The organism is Pseudooceanicola antarcticus (assembly GCF_900215355.1).
GTDB classification, from domain to species: Bacteria; Pseudomonadota; Alphaproteobacteria; order Rhodobacterales; family Rhodobacteraceae; genus Pseudooceanicola; species Pseudooceanicola antarcticus.
On the sequence record NZ_OBEA01000006.1, the window covers coordinates 185,751 to 199,657 of the forward strand.

Annotated in this window: 15 protein-coding genes; 3 read left to right on the forward strand and 12 right to left on the reverse strand. The window is 67.6% G+C overall.

Translation table 11 applies throughout. The features are described from left to right. The first annotated feature begins 13 nt into the window (after window positions 1–13). The 3 genes from CRO50_RS15590 to CRO50_RS15600 all read left to right on the forward strand — a co-directional run bounded on the left by CRO50_RS15590 (window position 14) and on the right by CRO50_RS15600 (window position 3,985). Window positions 14–1,396 (forward strand): pyruvate dehydrogenase complex E1 component subunit beta, encoded by a 1,383-nt coding sequence (locus tag CRO50_RS15590; protein WP_097146851.1) that lies wholly within the window; start codon window positions 14–16, stop codon window positions 1,394–1,396. 10 nt (window positions 1,397–1,406) lie between these two features. Continuing rightward, window positions 1,407–2,741 (forward strand): pyruvate dehydrogenase complex dihydrolipoamide acetyltransferase, encoded by a 1,335-nt coding sequence (locus CRO50_RS15595; RefSeq protein ID WP_097146852.1) that lies wholly within the window; start codon window positions 1,407–1,409, stop codon window positions 2,739–2,741. A gap of 173 nt (window positions 2,742–2,914) precedes the next feature. Continuing rightward, a complete protein-coding gene (locus CRO50_RS15600; protein WP_097146853.1) occupies window positions 2,915–3,985 on the forward strand; it encodes a DUF2278 family protein in 1,071 nt (356 codons plus the stop codon). A 51-nt stretch (window positions 3,986–4,036) separates the two neighbouring features. Here the strand turns inward: CRO50_RS15600 and cysE are convergent, their stop codons facing one another. The 12 genes from cysE to CRO50_RS15660 form a co-directional block, all read right to left on the reverse strand. Then, window positions 4,037–4,840: a serine O-acetyltransferase gene (gene cysE / locus CRO50_RS15605; RefSeq protein ID WP_097146991.1), complete on the reverse strand. Its 804-nt coding sequence runs from the start codon at window positions 4,838–4,840 to the stop codon at window positions 4,037–4,039. A 145-nt stretch (window positions 4,841–4,985) separates the two neighbouring features. Continuing rightward, the gene (locus CRO50_RS15610; RefSeq protein ID WP_097146854.1) at window positions 4,986–8,912 is read right to left on the reverse strand and encodes a baseplate multidomain protein megatron; all 3,927 of its coding nucleotides are present in this window, start codon (window positions 8,910–8,912) and stop codon (window positions 4,986–4,988) included. Window positions 8,913–8,915: 3 nt separating this feature from the next. Further along, complete coding sequence (locus tag CRO50_RS15615) at window positions 8,916–9,353, reverse strand: NlpC/P60 family protein (protein WP_097146855.1); 438 nt, start codon at window positions 9,351–9,353, stop codon at window positions 8,916–8,918. Further along, window positions 9,350–10,234: a DUF2163 domain-containing protein gene (locus tag CRO50_RS15620; protein WP_097146856.1), complete on the reverse strand. Its 885-nt coding sequence runs from the start codon at window positions 10,232–10,234 to the stop codon at window positions 9,350–9,352. Before CRO50_RS15620 ends, CRO50_RS15615 begins: the two co-directional genes overlap by 4 nt. Next, window positions 10,234–10,866, reverse strand: a complete 633-nt coding sequence (locus CRO50_RS15625) for a DUF2460 domain-containing protein (protein ID WP_097146857.1) — start codon at window positions 10,864–10,866, stop codon at window positions 10,234–10,236. Before CRO50_RS15625 ends, CRO50_RS15620 begins: the two co-directional genes overlap by 1 nt. A 10-nt stretch (window positions 10,867–10,876) precedes the next feature. After that, a complete protein-coding gene (locus tag CRO50_RS15630; protein WP_097146858.1) occupies window positions 10,877–11,494 on the reverse strand; it encodes a phage tail tape measure protein in 618 nt (205 codons plus the stop codon). After that, a complete protein-coding gene (locus CRO50_RS15635; protein ID WP_097146859.1) occupies window positions 11,487–11,702 on the reverse strand; it encodes a rcc01693 family protein in 216 nt (71 codons plus the stop codon). Before CRO50_RS15635 ends, CRO50_RS15630 begins: the two co-directional genes overlap by 8 nt. Window positions 11,703–11,713: 11 nt before the next feature. After that, window positions 11,714–12,037: a gene transfer agent family protein gene (locus CRO50_RS15640; protein ID WP_097146860.1), complete on the reverse strand. Its 324-nt coding sequence runs from the start codon at window positions 12,035–12,037 to the stop codon at window positions 11,714–11,716. A 2-nt stretch (window positions 12,038–12,039) separates the two neighbouring features. After that, window positions 12,040–12,453, reverse strand: coding sequence for a phage major tail protein, TP901-1 family (locus tag CRO50_RS15645; RefSeq protein ID WP_097146861.1), 414 nt, complete (start codon window positions 12,451–12,453; stop codon window positions 12,040–12,042). A 23-nt stretch (window positions 12,454–12,476) separates the two neighbouring features. Beyond that, window positions 12,477–12,887 (reverse strand): DUF3168 domain-containing protein, encoded by a 411-nt coding sequence (locus tag CRO50_RS15650; RefSeq protein ID WP_097146862.1) that lies wholly within the window; start codon window positions 12,885–12,887, stop codon window positions 12,477–12,479. Then, window positions 12,884–13,219 (reverse strand): head-tail adaptor protein, encoded by a 336-nt coding sequence (locus tag CRO50_RS15655; protein ID WP_097146863.1) that lies wholly within the window; start codon window positions 13,217–13,219, stop codon window positions 12,884–12,886. The genes CRO50_RS15650 and CRO50_RS15655 overlap by 4 nt, the downstream gene beginning before the upstream one ends. Next, complete coding sequence (locus tag CRO50_RS15660; protein ID WP_097146864.1) at window positions 13,216–13,815, reverse strand: head-tail connector protein; 600 nt, start codon at window positions 13,813–13,815, stop codon at window positions 13,216–13,218. The genes CRO50_RS15655 and CRO50_RS15660 overlap by 4 nt, the downstream gene beginning before the upstream one ends. Window positions 13,816–13,907 lie beyond the last annotated feature (92 nt).

The following is a 13,907-nucleotide window of genomic DNA, read 5'->3' on the forward strand; positions in this document are numbered from 1 at the left end:
GAGGACCCGAGGAATGCCTACCGAAATTCTGATGCCCGCCCTCTCTCCGACCATGGAGGAAGGCACGCTTGCCAAGTGGATGGTCAAGGAAGGCGACACCGTCTCTTCCGGTGACATCCTGGCCGAGATCGAGACCGACAAGGCGACGATGGAGTTTGAAGCCGTCGACGAAGGCACGATCGGCAAGATCCTGATCGAAGAGGGCACCGAGGCCGTCAAGGTCAACACCCCCATTGCCGTGCTGCTGGAAGAAGGCGAGTCGGCCGACGACATCGGCGAGATCTCCGCAGCGCCCGAGGCCGCACCGGCCGAGGCGGACGCCGAGGAGGCCCCTGCGGCCACCGAGGCGCCCGCAGCCTCCGCCCCTGCCGAGGTCAAGTCGAACGCCAGCCCCGACTGGCCCGAAGGCACCGAGATGCGCGAGCAGACCGTGCGCGAAGCCCTGCGCGACGCCATGGCCGAAGAGATGCGCTCCGACACCAATGTCTACGTCATGGGTGAAGAGGTGGCCGAGTACCAGGGTGCCTACAAGGTCACGCAGGGCCTGCTGGACGAGTTCGGCCCCAAGCGCGTCGTCGACACGCCCATCACCGAGCACGGCTTCGCCGGCCTCGCCGTCGGTGCCGCCTTCGGTGGCCTGAAGCCCATCGTCGAGTTCATGACCTTCAACTTCGCCATGCAGGCGATTGACCAGATCATCAACTCCGCCGCCAAGACGCTCTACATGTCCGGCGGCCAGATGGGCGCGCCCATGGTCTTCCGCGGCCCCAACGGTGCCGCCGCCCGCGTCGGCGCCCAGCACTCCCAGGACTACGCCGCCTGGTATTCGCATATCCCCGGCCTGAAGGTCGTGATGCCCTACTCCGCCGCAGACGCGAAAGGTCTGCTGAAGCAGGCCATCCGCGATCCGAACCCGGTGATCTTCCTGGAAAACGAGATCCTCTACGGCCGCTCCTTCGAGGTTCCGGTGCTGGAAGATTTCACCATTCCCTTCGGCAAGGCCCGCATCTGGCGCGAGGGCAGCGATGTGACCATCGTGTCCTTCGGCATCGGCATGCAGTATGCGCTCGAAGCCGCCGACAAGCTGGCCGACGAGGGCATCAGCGCCGAGGTCATCGACCTGCGGACCCTGCGCCCCATCGACTACGACACCGTGCTGGCCTCCGTGATGAAGACCAACCGCTGCGTCACCGTCGAGGAAGGCTTCCCGGTCGGCTCCATCGGCAACCACCTGTCGGCCACGATCATGGAACGCGCCTTCGACTACCTCGATGCGCCGGTGATCAACTGCACCGGCAAGGACGTTCCGATGCCCTATGCCGCCAACCTCGAAAAGCACGCCCTGGTGACCACCGACGAGGTGATCGCCGCGGTGAAGAAAGTCACCTACCGCTAAGGAGAGAGAGATGCCCACAGAAATTCTGATGCCCGCCCTCTCTCCGACGATGGAGGAAGGCACCCTGGCCAAGTGGCTCGTGAAGGAAGGCGACACCGTCTCCTCCGGCGACCTGCTGGCCGAGATCGAGACCGACAAGGCGACGATGGAATTCGAGGCCGTCGACGAAGGCGTCATCGGCAAGATCCTGATCGCCGACGGCACCGAAGGCGTGAAGGTCAACACCCCGATCGCCGTGCTGCTGGAAGAGGGCGAGTCGGCTGACGACATCGACAGCGGGGCCTCTGCCCCGGCGGCGAAGTCCGAGGAAAAGGCCGCCCCTGCCGAAACCGCATCCACCGCGACCCAGGGTGGCGCCACCGCCGAGACCGGCAAACCCGTCGACACGCCCGCCCCCGCCGCGCCCAAGGGCGCGGACGGCAAGCGTATCTTCGCCTCGCCCCTGGCCCGCCGCATCGCGGCTCAGAAGGGCCTGGACCTGGCGTCCCTGAAGGGCTCGGGCCCCAAGGGTCGTATCGTCAAGGCCGATGTCGAAGCCGCCGAGGCCAAGCCTGCCGCTGCCAAGTCCGAGGCCGCCGCGCCCAAGGCCGCAGCCGCTGCTGCCGCCCCTGCCGGCCCCTCGACCGACGCCGTCCTCAAGATGTACGAGGGCCGCGAGTTTGAAGAGGTCAAGCTGGACGGCATGCGCAAGACCATTGCCGCCCGTCTCACCGAGGCCAAGCAGACCATCCCGCACTTCTACCTGCGCCGCGACATCAAGCTCGATGCGCTGATGAAGTTCCGCAGCCAGCTGAACAAGCAGCTGGAAGCGCGGGGCGTGAAGCTCTCGGTCAATGACTTCATCATCAAGGCCTGCGCCCTGGCGCTGCAGTCCGTGCCCGACGCAAATGCCGTCTGGGCCGGGGATCGCGTGCTGAAGCTGAAGCCCTCGGACGTGGCCGTTGCGGTCGCCATCGAAGGCGGTCTCTTCACCCCGGTGCTGAAGGATGCCGACAGCAAGTCGCTGTCCGCCCTCTCCGCCGAGATGAAGGACCTGGCCGGTCGCGCCCGCGATCGCAAGCTCGCCCCCCATGAATACCAGGGCGGTGCCTTTGCGGTCTCCAACCTCGGCATGTTCGGCATCGACAACTTCGACGCGGTGATCAACCCGCCCCATGGCGCCATCCTGGCCGTCGGCGCGGGCGTGAAGAAGCCGGTGGTGAACGCGGAAGGCGAGGTCGAGGTCGCCACGGTGATGTCCGTGACCCTCTCGGTCGATCACCGGGTCATCGACGGGGCCCTTGGCGCCGAGCTGCTGAAGGCCATCGTCGAGAACCTGGAAAACCCGATGCTGATGCTGGCCTGACGGTTTCGGCCCCTCGGGGCCGAGCCTTGGGCGACAGTAACTTTGGCAGTCTAATCGAAGGGCCCGCCGGTGCGATCCGGCGGGCCCTTTCTCTTTTGCCCCAAAGGGTTCGTCCCCTCTCGACTCTGCCGCGCCGGGGCGCGAAGCTGCGCCGAGGTCCGGGAGTTTCTGCCATGCCCATTCTCGATTACGGTGTCTGGAGAGGCCGCCCGGTCCGCGTCTCTGCCGAGCGCTTGGACCAGGATGCGACGAGCCCGCATATCCACCTGTTCTTCGACGATGGCACGGGCGGTCATTTCGCCGGCACCAAGCGCGCCTCGATCAACGTCAAGTCGCTCTCGACCCTGTCCGAGCTGGTCTATTGGCATATCCCCGACCTGCGCCATCCCATCACCGATGCCCTGCGTCATCTCTCGCGCGGTTTCACGCCGGTCGAGAGCCTCCCCGGCGGGCTGGCACTGGACTACATCCGCTCGAACATCCTCGACTTCGAGGCGGGCCGCATCCTGCCCCATGACGAGCCGGGCCATATCGCCAACGACATCATCGACTTCGTGCTGCCCGAGCTCGAAGCCGCCATCGCGCGCCGTGCCACCGTCTACCTGCTGGGAGAGCCCTACTCCGACCGTCAGGGCCTGCATGACATCCACATGAACCAGGGCAGCACCGAGCGTTTCGCCAAGTACAACGGCCCCTGGCAGGACGGCGCGGTGATCCTGCACTACGAGGCCGAGGATCGCTTTGCCGGGCTCTTTATGGCCTTTGCCTCTCAGGCGGTGCATACCGACGAGGTCACGGGCCATGCCCTGCCGGGCGCGCCCAATTTCGCCAGCTACCTCGGTGCCCGCCCGCTCTCGCCAGAGGCGGCAGTACCACCGGCGATGCCGCTGCGGCCCGACCGGCGGGTGGTGATCAGCGGCGCGCTGGTCAATCCGGCGGGGGTCGAGAACCGCCCCAGCTCGAAGGGCCAGCCCGAGACGGTCTACCTGATGAACCGCTCGGACGAGGGGCTGTCGCTGGCAGGCTGGAAAATACTGAACAAGCTCGACGAGGTACGCGAACTGGCGGGCGATGCCTGGCTGGCGCCGGGGGCCGTGCTGGCGGTGCCGATGACCGGGGTGGTGCTGTCGAACCGGGGTGGCACGATCACCCTGCTCGATCCGCAGGGCCTGAAGGTCGACGGTGTCTGCTATACCGCCGCCGAGGCCAAGCCCGAGGGCAAGGTCGTCACCTTCCGCCGCTAGACCGCAAAAGGGCGCCCGAAGGCGCCCCGAATGCAGGTCCGTGTAACGGGCTCACTTGCCCAGAAGCTGGTCCATGCGCAGCGCCGGCTGGTCACAGCCCGCCTCGCCCACGATCTTGGCCGGGACGCCGGCGACGGTCTTGCAGGGCGGCACCTCGTGCAGCACGACGGAGCCCGCGGCCACGCGCGAGCAATTGCCGACCTTGATATTGCCCAGCACCTTGGCACCAGCGCCGATCAGAACGCCGTTGCCGATCTTCGGGTGGCGGTCCTCTTCTTCCTTGCCGGTCCCGCCAAGCGTCACCGAATGCAGCATCGAGACATTGTCGCCGACCACGGCGGTCTCGCCCACCACGATGGAATGGGCGTGGTCGATCATGATGCCCTTGCCGATGACCGCGGCCGGATGGATATCCACGCCGAAGACCTCGGAGCAACGCATCTGGAAGAAATAGGCCAGGTCGCGGCGGCCCTCCGTCCACAGCCAATGGGCGATCCGGTAGCTCTGCACCGCCTGGTAGCCCTTGAAGTAGAGCAGCGGCTGGATGAACCGATGGCAGGCCGCATCGCGCTCGTAGGTGGCGACGATATCGGCACGGGCCGAGGCGGCGATCTCGGGATCGCTACGGATCGCCTCGTCACAGATCTCGCGCAGAAGCTGGCCGGGCATCTCGTCCGAGGCCAGCTTCATCGAGACCCGGTACGCAAGCGCCCGCTCGAAGGAGGGGTGGTGCAACAGCGTCGAGTGGACGAGCCCGCCAAGCAGCGGTTCATCGGCGACGGCCTCTTCGGCTTCGCGCAGGATGCGGTCCCAGACGGGGTCCAGCTCTGCCAGCTTCGGGTTGGAATGTGCCATGGTCATTTTCCCGTTTCGGGCCATTTGAGCGACCCTAAGATCCGTAGATCATAGCAGATAGGTACGCCGGGGAAAATGCAAAGGCGTGAGGCGGGCGATCACGATGAGGAATGCAAGATTTCCCGTGATCGCCCCACCCCGCCGCTCAGACCGAGAAGGTCAGCCTGGCAAAGGCCCCCGGACCGAAGCTGGCCGAGATCTGGGCCACCTCCATCTCGGCAAGCCCCGAAAGACCGTCGGCCGCCTGATCGGCCGCGCTGTAGGTCCAGGAGGTCGCCTCGACCGTGACCTCGCGCAGCACCGCGCCCGCCTTGCGGATACGCAGCCGGAAGGCCAGCGCCTCTTCCCCCAGTGGCACTTCGGCCAGGTCCCAGCTGTCGCCCTCGATCCGCGTGCGGCGCACCCAGCTGAAGGTGATGTCACCCGAAGGCTGCGTCTCTGCCCGCAGGTGACAGGGCGCATAGGGTTTCAGGCCTATCCCGTCGAAGGCCCAGACCTCGTGCCGGTAGGCCGGATCATCCGGGCCACGCGCCGCCGGTCCGACCCGGTAATGCCGTGCCAGCCGCCTCTGGCTGGGCGCCAGGGTGATCTGCCGCGGCACCTGGTCAAGCAGAACCACCCAGGAGCCCTCGGGCCAGACCTCGGACATCAGCGCCTCGGAGCCCAGCTGCCCGCGCAGCCGGTGCGACAGCAGGTAGCTGCCCTGTCCCGTCACGACGGCATCGCGGAACTGGAAGAGCTCCCAGTTGGACGGGTCTCCATCGCCGATGGCCATCAGGTTGGCGCCAGAAAGAAGCCCCGCCTCGTCGGTCGAGGACAGCGTCCCGGAGGTCAGAGAGACGCCAAGCGGCGCCCCCCGGTCGAAGCGCCCCACGGGTCCCTCGGCAAGCGGGGTCGTTGTGACGCCGATGGTGGCGCGGGCACTCAGTACCTGGTCCAGCTGGTAGCCCGCATCCGAACCCGCGCCATAGACCGCGACGCTGCCCGGCCAGGGATCGCCCGTCACCGCAATATGCGGCGCATGGGGGGCCTCGTCGCCGCGAATGAGCGGCAGGTCCAGCCAGAGCGGCATCACCGGCAGCGGCGCCGAGAAACCGGCGACCGAAGGCAAGGGCTCGCTCAGCGCGCCGGGCCGGTAGACCTGCGGGTCGATCCGCACGGCCTCGACCAGGGTGGCCGGGCCATGTTCGGCCCGGTCGATCCGGTAGAGCGCCTGGCCCTCGTCCTCCTCCAGCGCGATGACATTGCCCGCCCCCAGCTCCCGGCGCGAGGGCGGCAAGGCCAGCCGCAGGCTGTCACGCGCCACCCGCGCCTCCGCCAGCCAGCGCTCCACCACCTGCCGCCCCTCGCCCCGCGTCATCGCCAGGGCGATCTCGCTGCCGGCCACGGCGCGGCTTGCCTCGTCGGGCAGGATCGCCTCTTCCGAGACGCGGGCGAAATCGGCATTGGCCTCGACGAAACGCAGGCGCATCCGGCCGGCCATCTCGGCCTCGGGGCCACGCTGGCGCTCCACCGTGCCCTCCAGCTCTGCGCTCAGCGCCAGGGTGTCCTGGTCCAGCTCTGCGATCAGCGGGCCACCCCGCATGGTGAAGCGCAGCACCCCGTCGCGTTCCACTGCGTCGAAGCCGTAGCGCAGCATCAGGGGTTGCAGCGCCGCACGGGCCTCGCGCACCTCGTCGTCGCAATAGCCGCTGACCACTCCGTAAAGCGCGCGCACATCGTAGTGCTCCAGCCCCGCCTGGGCGCAGATCTCGGCCACCGTCAGCGCCAGTGACCGCGAAGAGGCCCGCCCGGTGATCCAATGGCCGGCGCGGTAGTTCTCTCCGTCGCTCCAGGTCCCGAGGTCATTGGGGAAATGCGGGAAAGGCCGCGCATCCCAGGCCCAGACGAAGGCGCGCGACATGTCCAGCATCGGCGCTCCGTAAAGCTCGGAGACAGGGTTATGCGCCGGATCGTTCCAGTAGCCATGCATCACCCGCAGGTATTGCTGCTGGATCACTTCATCCCGCGCCCCGGTTGAATACCGCGGCAAGGCGGATTCCGAGCTCTTCGGGTCCAGGAACTTGTTCGGCTGGTTGGTGCCACGGTCGACGGCGGCACAGCCCAGCTCGGTGAACCAGATCGGCTTCGAGCGCGGCACCCAGGCCGTTGGCGTCTCCTGCCGCACACCGCCGATACGCTCGTGGTGGTCGTTGTCCCACCAGTTGCGCAGATCCTTGATGCGCCAGATCCAGGGCTCATCGTGGGCCCCGTCGGTGATCGGCGTGCGGATCTGCGCGGCGCGGGCCTCGGGCGAATGGTAGTACCAGTCGTAAAGCTCTCCGCCCTCGATGTTTTCCGCCAGGTAGGCGGCATCGTAGATGCTGTCGTATTGCTGCGCGTCGAGATGCGTATCGCCCTCGCGCCAGTCCGACAGCGGCATGTAATTGTCGATCCCGATGAAGTCGATCTGCGGATCGGCCCAGAGCGGATCGAGATGGAAGTAGCGATCGCCCGAACCATCCTGGGGCTGATAGCCGAAATATTCCGTCCAGTCGGCGGCATAGCCCAGCTTCACATTCGGCCCGAGGATCGCGCGCACCTCCGAGGCCAGGTCCCTCAGCGCCGCGACCGCCGGGAAGCTGCCGCCCGCGCCTCGGATCCGGGTCAGCGCCACCATCTCGGAGCCGATGCAGAAGCTGTCCACCCCACCTGCTGCCGCGCAAAGCGCTGCGCAATGCAGGATGAAGCGCCGATAGCGCCATTCAGCCGGGCCCGCGTAGCTCACCGCCCCCGGGACGATGCCGAAATCAGAAGCCTGGGCGATCCCCATGAAGGCCGCCACCTCCGCCTCGGCCACTGCCGTGCCATCGGGCGAGCCCGGACGGTCGGGCGCCTGCGAGGTGGTGATGCGTCCCCGCCAGGGCAGATGCGGCTGGGTGTCCTCGTCGCTGTAGGGATCGGGCAGGCTGTTGCCCGGCTCCTGGTCCATCAGCAGGAAGGGGTAGAACATCACCGCCTTGCCGCGCGCATTCAATGCCGCGATCGCCTCGATCACCGAGGCATCCGCCGGAGTTCCGCCATAAAGCGCCCGCCCCTCGTCATCCTGAGCCACCAAAGCTGCCGCTGCGCGCGAAAGCCCGGCCACGTTCCAGGGCATCTCCTTGCCATCATATTGGGTTTGCTCGACTTTAGGGCGGATCTCGCAAGAGCCGCAGCGCAGGTCGTCTCCGAACCACGACACGATCAGCGAGACAGCCTCGCAATCGGTGAAAGAGGCGTCTAGCTGATCCAGAGAGGTCTCGAGATCGCTCTTGCCCGAGGGTGAATTGACATTTGCGAGCCCCACGTGACCTGCCCCGTAGTCGTAGCTGACGCGGGTGGTGGCGAGGGCGTATTCGCCGCTGCCGGGCATCAGCGCCACGCCACGGATGGCATGGGCGGGCTCGTTGGCCGCCTCGGGCAGCGCGGCGGGCGCCGGGCGCAGCACCTCGAACGAGAACTGCGGGATCCGGTTCCCGAATTGCTCCAGCGAGAGGTCCTCGATGACCAGGTAGGCGGTGCCGCGATAGGCGGGGACCTGGCCCGCACCCTCGACCGCCTCCATCTTCGGGTCGGGCAGCTGGTCCGCACTGCCCCTGTAGACCCGCATGTCGAGATCAGACGGGGCGATCTCGGCCCCGTCGGCCCAGATACGCCCGACACCGGAAATCTCGCCCTCGCAGAGCGCGATGGCAAGGCTGACGGAATAGGAATGCTCGGTGACCTTGGGCTGAGAGGGCGCGCCCTTGCCACCGCCCGAGGTGCGGGTGGTCTCGAGGAATTCAGAGGCCCAGATCACCTGTCCCGCCACCCGCATGCGGCCATAGACGCGGGCCACCGGGTCCCCCTCTCCGGCGCCGGTCAGGCGGAACCTGTCGACGCGACCGGTCTCGATGGCTTCAGAGCCCTGACCCAGCAGGCGCTGGTCGATGACACGCCCCAGGGTGGCCCCGACAAAGCGCCCGGCAGCAACGGCCGAAAGGCCCAGGACCGAGCCGCCGACAGAGCCGCCGATGGCCGCGCCGGCGGCGGAGAGAAGAACGGTTGCCATGGGTTACACCTCGTCGGGGAATGCGAAACTGGCCACGATCCGGCGCCGCCAGGGCTGGCTCAGCGGGCTTTCAAGCACCGCGTGGCCGGAATAGGCATGAATGAAGGTCGGATAGGCCCCACCCTGGGCGAGGATGCCCAGGTGCTTGGCCACCGCACCGGCGCGCATGCGGAAGAGCAGCACATCGCCCGGCTGCGGCGCACCCTCGCGTGGCAGCAGGTGGCGGCGCGCGGCGCTCCAGAGGCGTTCCTGCCGCTGCGGTTCGGACCAGTCGGGCGTATAAGCGGGCACCGCTGCGGGCTCCTGTCCCAGCACCTCGCGCCAGACACCACGCAAGAGCCCGAGGCAATCTGTGCCTGCCCCCTTGAGCGAGGCCTGGTGCAGGTAGGGGGTGCCGATCCAGCCACGCGCGGCCTGAACCACCTGGTCCGCCCGGCTCATCGCCGCGATCCCCCGCCGGCAGCCCCGCTCTGAGAGGGATGGACCATGACCCAATCCTCGCCGGGGATATCCGGAAACCCCTGGAAATTCAGCGCATTGTCGAACTTCGCGCGGCAGGTGGCAAAGCGCTTGTCACATCCCGCCTCGAGGCGGAAAAGCGCCCCTGCTCCGGGATCGACCGGCAGCGGCGTCCAGAGCTCGATCTGCCGGATCTCGCCCAGGTCCCGATCCTGCTTGATCGGCACCGAGAGCCCCTCGGCGGGCCCATCCAGAACCTCGATACGACCGTGCGAGAACCAGCCCGCGGCAAAGCCTGCCAGCGCGGGAAAGTGGATCTGCGAGAGGCTCTCGATCCCTGTGGCCTGCACCTCTGCGCGGTAGCCGGGCTGCGCCAGGTCGACGCCACAGCCCTGTCCGCCCAGAACGGCGGCACAGGGTTTCTGGTAGATCCGCCCCATGGGCTGGTTCAACACCTCGGAAAGCCCGCGCAATTCGGCCCGGAAGGCACCACCGGCGCGGGTCAGCTCTCCGATACTGCCCCGGAAGACCACCTGCCGCGCCTCGGGCGAAGCCCAGTTGACCAGCCAGGCCACCACCCCGGCCCCGTCGAAACGGCCTGCCTCGATATCCTCTTCGCGGATCGCGGCATAGCTCAGTGCGCCGATGGCCTCGGAATTGTCGACCGAAAGCCCGGTGCCCTGTTGCAGCGCCGCCGCCGAAAGCCCGGTGTCGGCGCGAAAGGTGATGCCCTCGAAGCTGAGGTCACGGTCGTGATCGGTAAAGCCCAGCACCACGCCGTCCGTACGGGTGATCGCCCAGGCATGGCAGGTGGTGGTGGCGCCGCTTTGCAGATGCGCGGCCAGCTCGCTGTTGAACGCCATCAGACCCGCAGCTCCACCACCGGGACACTGGGTACATCGCCGGCCCGGAAGGAGGCCACCGAGGTCTGGATACGTTCGGTATCGAACCGCACCGGCACGTCGAACTCGAAACCGGCGGTGATCTCCATGCCCGTATTGGGGGCGGTGGCAAAGGTCACCACGCCCGTGGTGACATCGACCGAGTAATGCAGCCCGTCCTGCAACTCGTCATCCTCGACCCCGACGCGCACCGTGCCCAGAACGGGCTTGGTGATGGGCCGCGCATAGCTCTGGGCGCCCGAGGCATAGGTCTTGATCAGCGGAAAGCTGAGCGTCTCTCCATCCCCGATGGCGATCACCTGGTCCCGATAGTCGACCTCCAGGCTGGGCAGGCAGGACTTGTAGTCGGACCAATCCTTCCAGCGGAACCCGTGCAGCTGCCCCTGACGCGCCTCGAAGAAGGCAATCAGCGTCTCTACATCATCGAGAGAGCGCATGGACACCCCCGCATCGAAGCGCCGCCGCGAGTGCTCCCAGGGCGTGTTGCGCTCCTCGAAGCCATTGGCCAGCGTCACCACCTCGGTGCGCCGCTCTGGGCCTCCGGTGGAGCCGAAAGAGAGATTGGCGGGAAAGCGGACCTCGTGGAAGGACATGGCGATCTCCTCAGCGGTTGCGGGCACCGCGCGACAGGGCGCGGCTCATCTGGGCGGCAATCTGGCTTTGCGAACGGCGGAAGCCCTCGACATCCGGAGTCGTGATGTTGATCACCACGTTGGCAGGCCCCTGCCCCTCCATCCGCACGCCAAGACGACCGTCGGCGCCACGCGAGAGCGGCATGATCGCCTCGGGACCCGCCTCTCCCATCAGGCCCGTGCCGCCGCGCATGGGGAAATAGGTGGGAGAGGACACCACGCCGCCCTTGGCGAAGGGCATGACGTTCTGCACCAGCCCGCCGACGCCCTGGGCGATAAGCCCGCCGAAATGGTCCGTCACCGGCTTCACGGCAGCGGAATAGGCGGCGTTGACCATCGAGTTGGCGACGGTCTTCATTGCGTCCGACAGGCGCATCCCGTCGAAGAGCACCCCGTCCAGCGCCCGGCGCAGACCTCGGCTGAGGCCGCGTTCCAGCGTCTGCACATCCTTGCCCGTCTCGGCCAGGGCGCTACGCATGCGGCGCAGCTCACTGTCGAAGCCGGCGGCCATGTCGGCGGCACCGCCAAGGGTCGCATCAAAGCTGTCCACCTGCGCCTGCAGCGCTTCCAGACCGTTCAGATCATCCATTCTCGCCTCCTGTCTGCTCAGCCGCCCCATCGGGGTAGGCCGCCAGCAATTCATCCAGCCGCGCCCGGTTCAGCACCGAGGCAGCCTGCGCGCCCTCCCCCAGCATCAGCCGCAGCTCGGCCGGGGTGAGGGCCCAGAACTCCGCCGGGCGCAGGCCCAGGACCCGCAGCCCGACCTGCATCAGCGCGGGCCAATCGAGGCCGCTCATGCCCGGCCCGCTCATTCCGTGCCCTGCGGCACCGTGAAGGCCCGCGCCAGAAGCTCGGCGGCCTTGCGGGCGGCCAGCATCGGCCCGCCCTCGATCTCGACGCTCAGCAGATCCTCGGCCCGACCCTGCCAGCCACCCCCGCGCAGCCCGGCCACGATCAGCGCCAGCACATCACGGGTGCTGTAGCCGCCACTCTCGAAGCGCTCGACCAGCTCCAGCAAAGAGCCGCTCTCCAGCATCGCTTCCAGCTCGGCCAGGGCGCCGAGGGTCAGCTTCATCACGTGACGCTGACCATCCAGCACCAGCGCCACCTCACCTGCATGGGGGTTGGCCATGATCAGAGCGCCGTGAAGCTGAGCGCGCCGGCCGAAGCCATGGAGAGCTCGTAGGTGGCCTCGCCGTTGTGCGCGCCCGAGTATTCAATCGCCGTGACCTGGAAGGGCCCCTCGACCACGCCGAAGTCGGGGATGATCACCTGGAAGGCCGGGGTTTCGCCATCGAAGAAGATCTGCCGGGCGCGCTCGTCGCTGCCCGCATCCTTGAAGACCCCCGAGCCGCTGATCGCCGCCGAGCGGACGCCAGCGCCCGACAGCAGCTCACGCCAGCCGCCCTGGCTTTCCAGGCTCGTCACATCCACCGCCTCGGCGTTGAAGCTCAACCGCGACGCGCGCAGGCCCGCCAGCGTCTCGAAGAGGCCGGCATCGTTCATGTCCACCTTGATCAAAAGGTCCTTGCCGTTCTGGGCCACCATTGTCGTCACTCCGTCGAAAGGGTTCAGGTGTCTTGCACGCGGGCGCGATAGCTCAGGTCGATGCGGCGCAACTGCCCCGCCTCGTCCCGGCGCGCCCGAGCCTTGAGGAAATTCAGGCTGACCAGGTGACCGCGGCTCAGCGCAGGCATCGGCAGCTCCAGCGCGTCGGAGATGGCGGCGGCCACCTCCTTGGCGGTCTGGAAACCGGCCTCGGTGGTCACCACCGAGATCGTCAGGTCATGCTCCGCCCCGCTGCCGCAGACCGTCGACCAGTCGCGAACCAGCTCGGGACCGAGGCTGACATAGGTCGCGGGCGGGGTGCCCTGGGGCGGCGCATCGAAGATATCGCTGCCGACCAGGGCCATCAGCACCGCATTGGTCGAGAGCTGGCCATAGAGCGCTGCCTGCAGCGCGGCGGAAACCGCATAGCTCATGCCAGCACCTCCTCGCGGGCGCGGCAGCGCAGGAACCGGCCCGAGGCATCGGCCTCCTGCACGGCGTCGATCATGTAGATCCGTTCTCCGTCGCGGAAGCGCTGCCCCGGTTGCGGCCGATTCGAGGCCCCTGGAGGCGCACCGCGCACGATGATCTTCAGCAGGTTCCGGTGCGAGGCCAGGTCAGCGCGCTGGTGCAGCCCGTCGCGGCCCGGCGTGACTTCGGCCCAGAGGATGCCGAGCGCATCCCAGCTGCTCTCGAAACCACCCGCGCCATCAGCGACGCGGACCGGCCGTTCAAGGATCAGCTCTCGGTTCAGACGCGGGATCATTGGCGACCTCCCAACCCGATCCGCATGGGCCGGTAGCGCTCGAGCAGGGCGGTGACCCCGAAGGGGGTGCAGCCTTTGCCGAGTGCCACATCGTTGCGGTACTCGTAGTAATGAGAGGCCATCAGCAGTACCGCCTGCGCCAGGTCCGGCGGCACCTCTTGCCAGCTGAGCGCCGCGCCGGCGGTCAGCACGACCTCGATCCGGCCATCCTTGGGTGGTTCGGGCAAATCGCCCTCGATGGCGCGGAACTTCGGCTCGAAGACGTCCTCGTCGAACGTGTAGTCCGCGGTATCCTGGCTGCTGCGGGCGCCATCCTTGTCGACCAGCGTGACCTGCTGGATCAGCCGCACCGGCGCCAGCGGGAAGGCCTGCGCCTTGGGGTTGGCCCAGCTCTGCACGGTCCAGATGAAGTCGCGCTGGAAGATCGCCTGGCCGGTGCGCCCCTCGACCGCGGCAAGCGCGGCGCGGATGTAGCCCTCCAGCACGTCGTCCTGCGCGCTGTCCTCGGCAAAGCCCGTGCCCAGGCGCAAGTGTTGCCTGAACTGGCCGACCGGCAGGACCTCTGCGGCTACCTGGTTCACTTCGATCAATATCATCACCGTACTCCGATATTCGGGACCGGCCTGTCCGGCCCGCGGCGCATCAGGGCAAGAGCCTCCGACGCGTGCCTCCCAACGTTGCTCGGACG

Bases quoted from the DNA above. Each gene is read 5' to 3' on its own strand.
- CRO50_RS15590 (WP_097146851.1), top strand. From the start codon at position 14: ATGCCTACCGAAATTCTGATGCCCGCCCTCTCTCCGACCATGGAGGAA.
- CRO50_RS15595 (WP_097146852.1), top strand. From the start codon at position 1,407: ATGCCCACAGAAATTCTGATGCCCGCCCTCTCTCCGACGATGGAGGAA.
- CRO50_RS15600 (WP_097146853.1), top strand. From the start codon at position 2,915: ATGCCCATTCTCGATTACGGTGTCTGGAGAGGCCGCCCGGTCCGCGTC.
- cysE (WP_097146991.1), bottom strand. From the start codon at position 4,840: ATGGCACATTCCAACCCGAAGCTGGCAGAGCTGGACCCCGTCTGGGAC.
- CRO50_RS15610 (WP_097146854.1), bottom strand. From the start codon at position 8,912: ATGGCAACCGTTCTTCTCTCCGCCGCCGGCGCGGCCATCGGCGGCTCT.
- CRO50_RS15615 (WP_097146855.1), bottom strand. From the start codon at position 9,353: ATGAGCCGGGCGGACCAGGTGGTTCAGGCCGCGCGTGGCTGGATCGGC.
- CRO50_RS15620 (WP_097146856.1), bottom strand. From the start codon at position 10,234: ATGGCGTTCAACAGCGAGCTGGCCGCGCATCTGCAAAGCGGCGCCACC.
- CRO50_RS15625 (WP_097146857.1), bottom strand. From the start codon at position 10,866: ATGTCCTTCCACGAGGTCCGCTTTCCCGCCAATCTCTCTTTCGGCTCC.
- CRO50_RS15630 (WP_097146858.1), bottom strand. From the start codon at position 11,494: ATGGATGATCTGAACGGTCTGGAAGCGCTGCAGGCGCAGGTGGACAGC.
- CRO50_RS15635 (WP_097146859.1), bottom strand. From the start codon at position 11,702: ATGAGCGGCCTCGATTGGCCCGCGCTGATGCAGGTCGGGCTGCGGGTC.
- CRO50_RS15640 (WP_097146860.1), bottom strand. From the start codon at position 12,037: ATGGCCAACCCCCATGCAGGTGAGGTGGCGCTGGTGCTGGATGGTCAG.
- CRO50_RS15645 (WP_097146861.1), bottom strand. From the start codon at position 12,453: ATGGTGGCCCAGAACGGCAAGGACCTTTTGATCAAGGTGGACATGAAC.
- CRO50_RS15650 (WP_097146862.1), bottom strand. From the start codon at position 12,887: ATGAGCTATGCGGTTTCCGCCGCGCTGCAGGCAGCGCTCTATGGCCAG.
- CRO50_RS15655 (WP_097146863.1), bottom strand. From the start codon at position 13,219: ATGATCCCGCGTCTGAACCGAGAGCTGATCCTTGAACGGCCGGTCCGC.
- CRO50_RS15660 (WP_097146864.1), bottom strand. From the start codon at position 13,815: ATGATATTGATCGAAGTGAACCAGGTAGCCGCAGAGGTCCTGCCGGTC.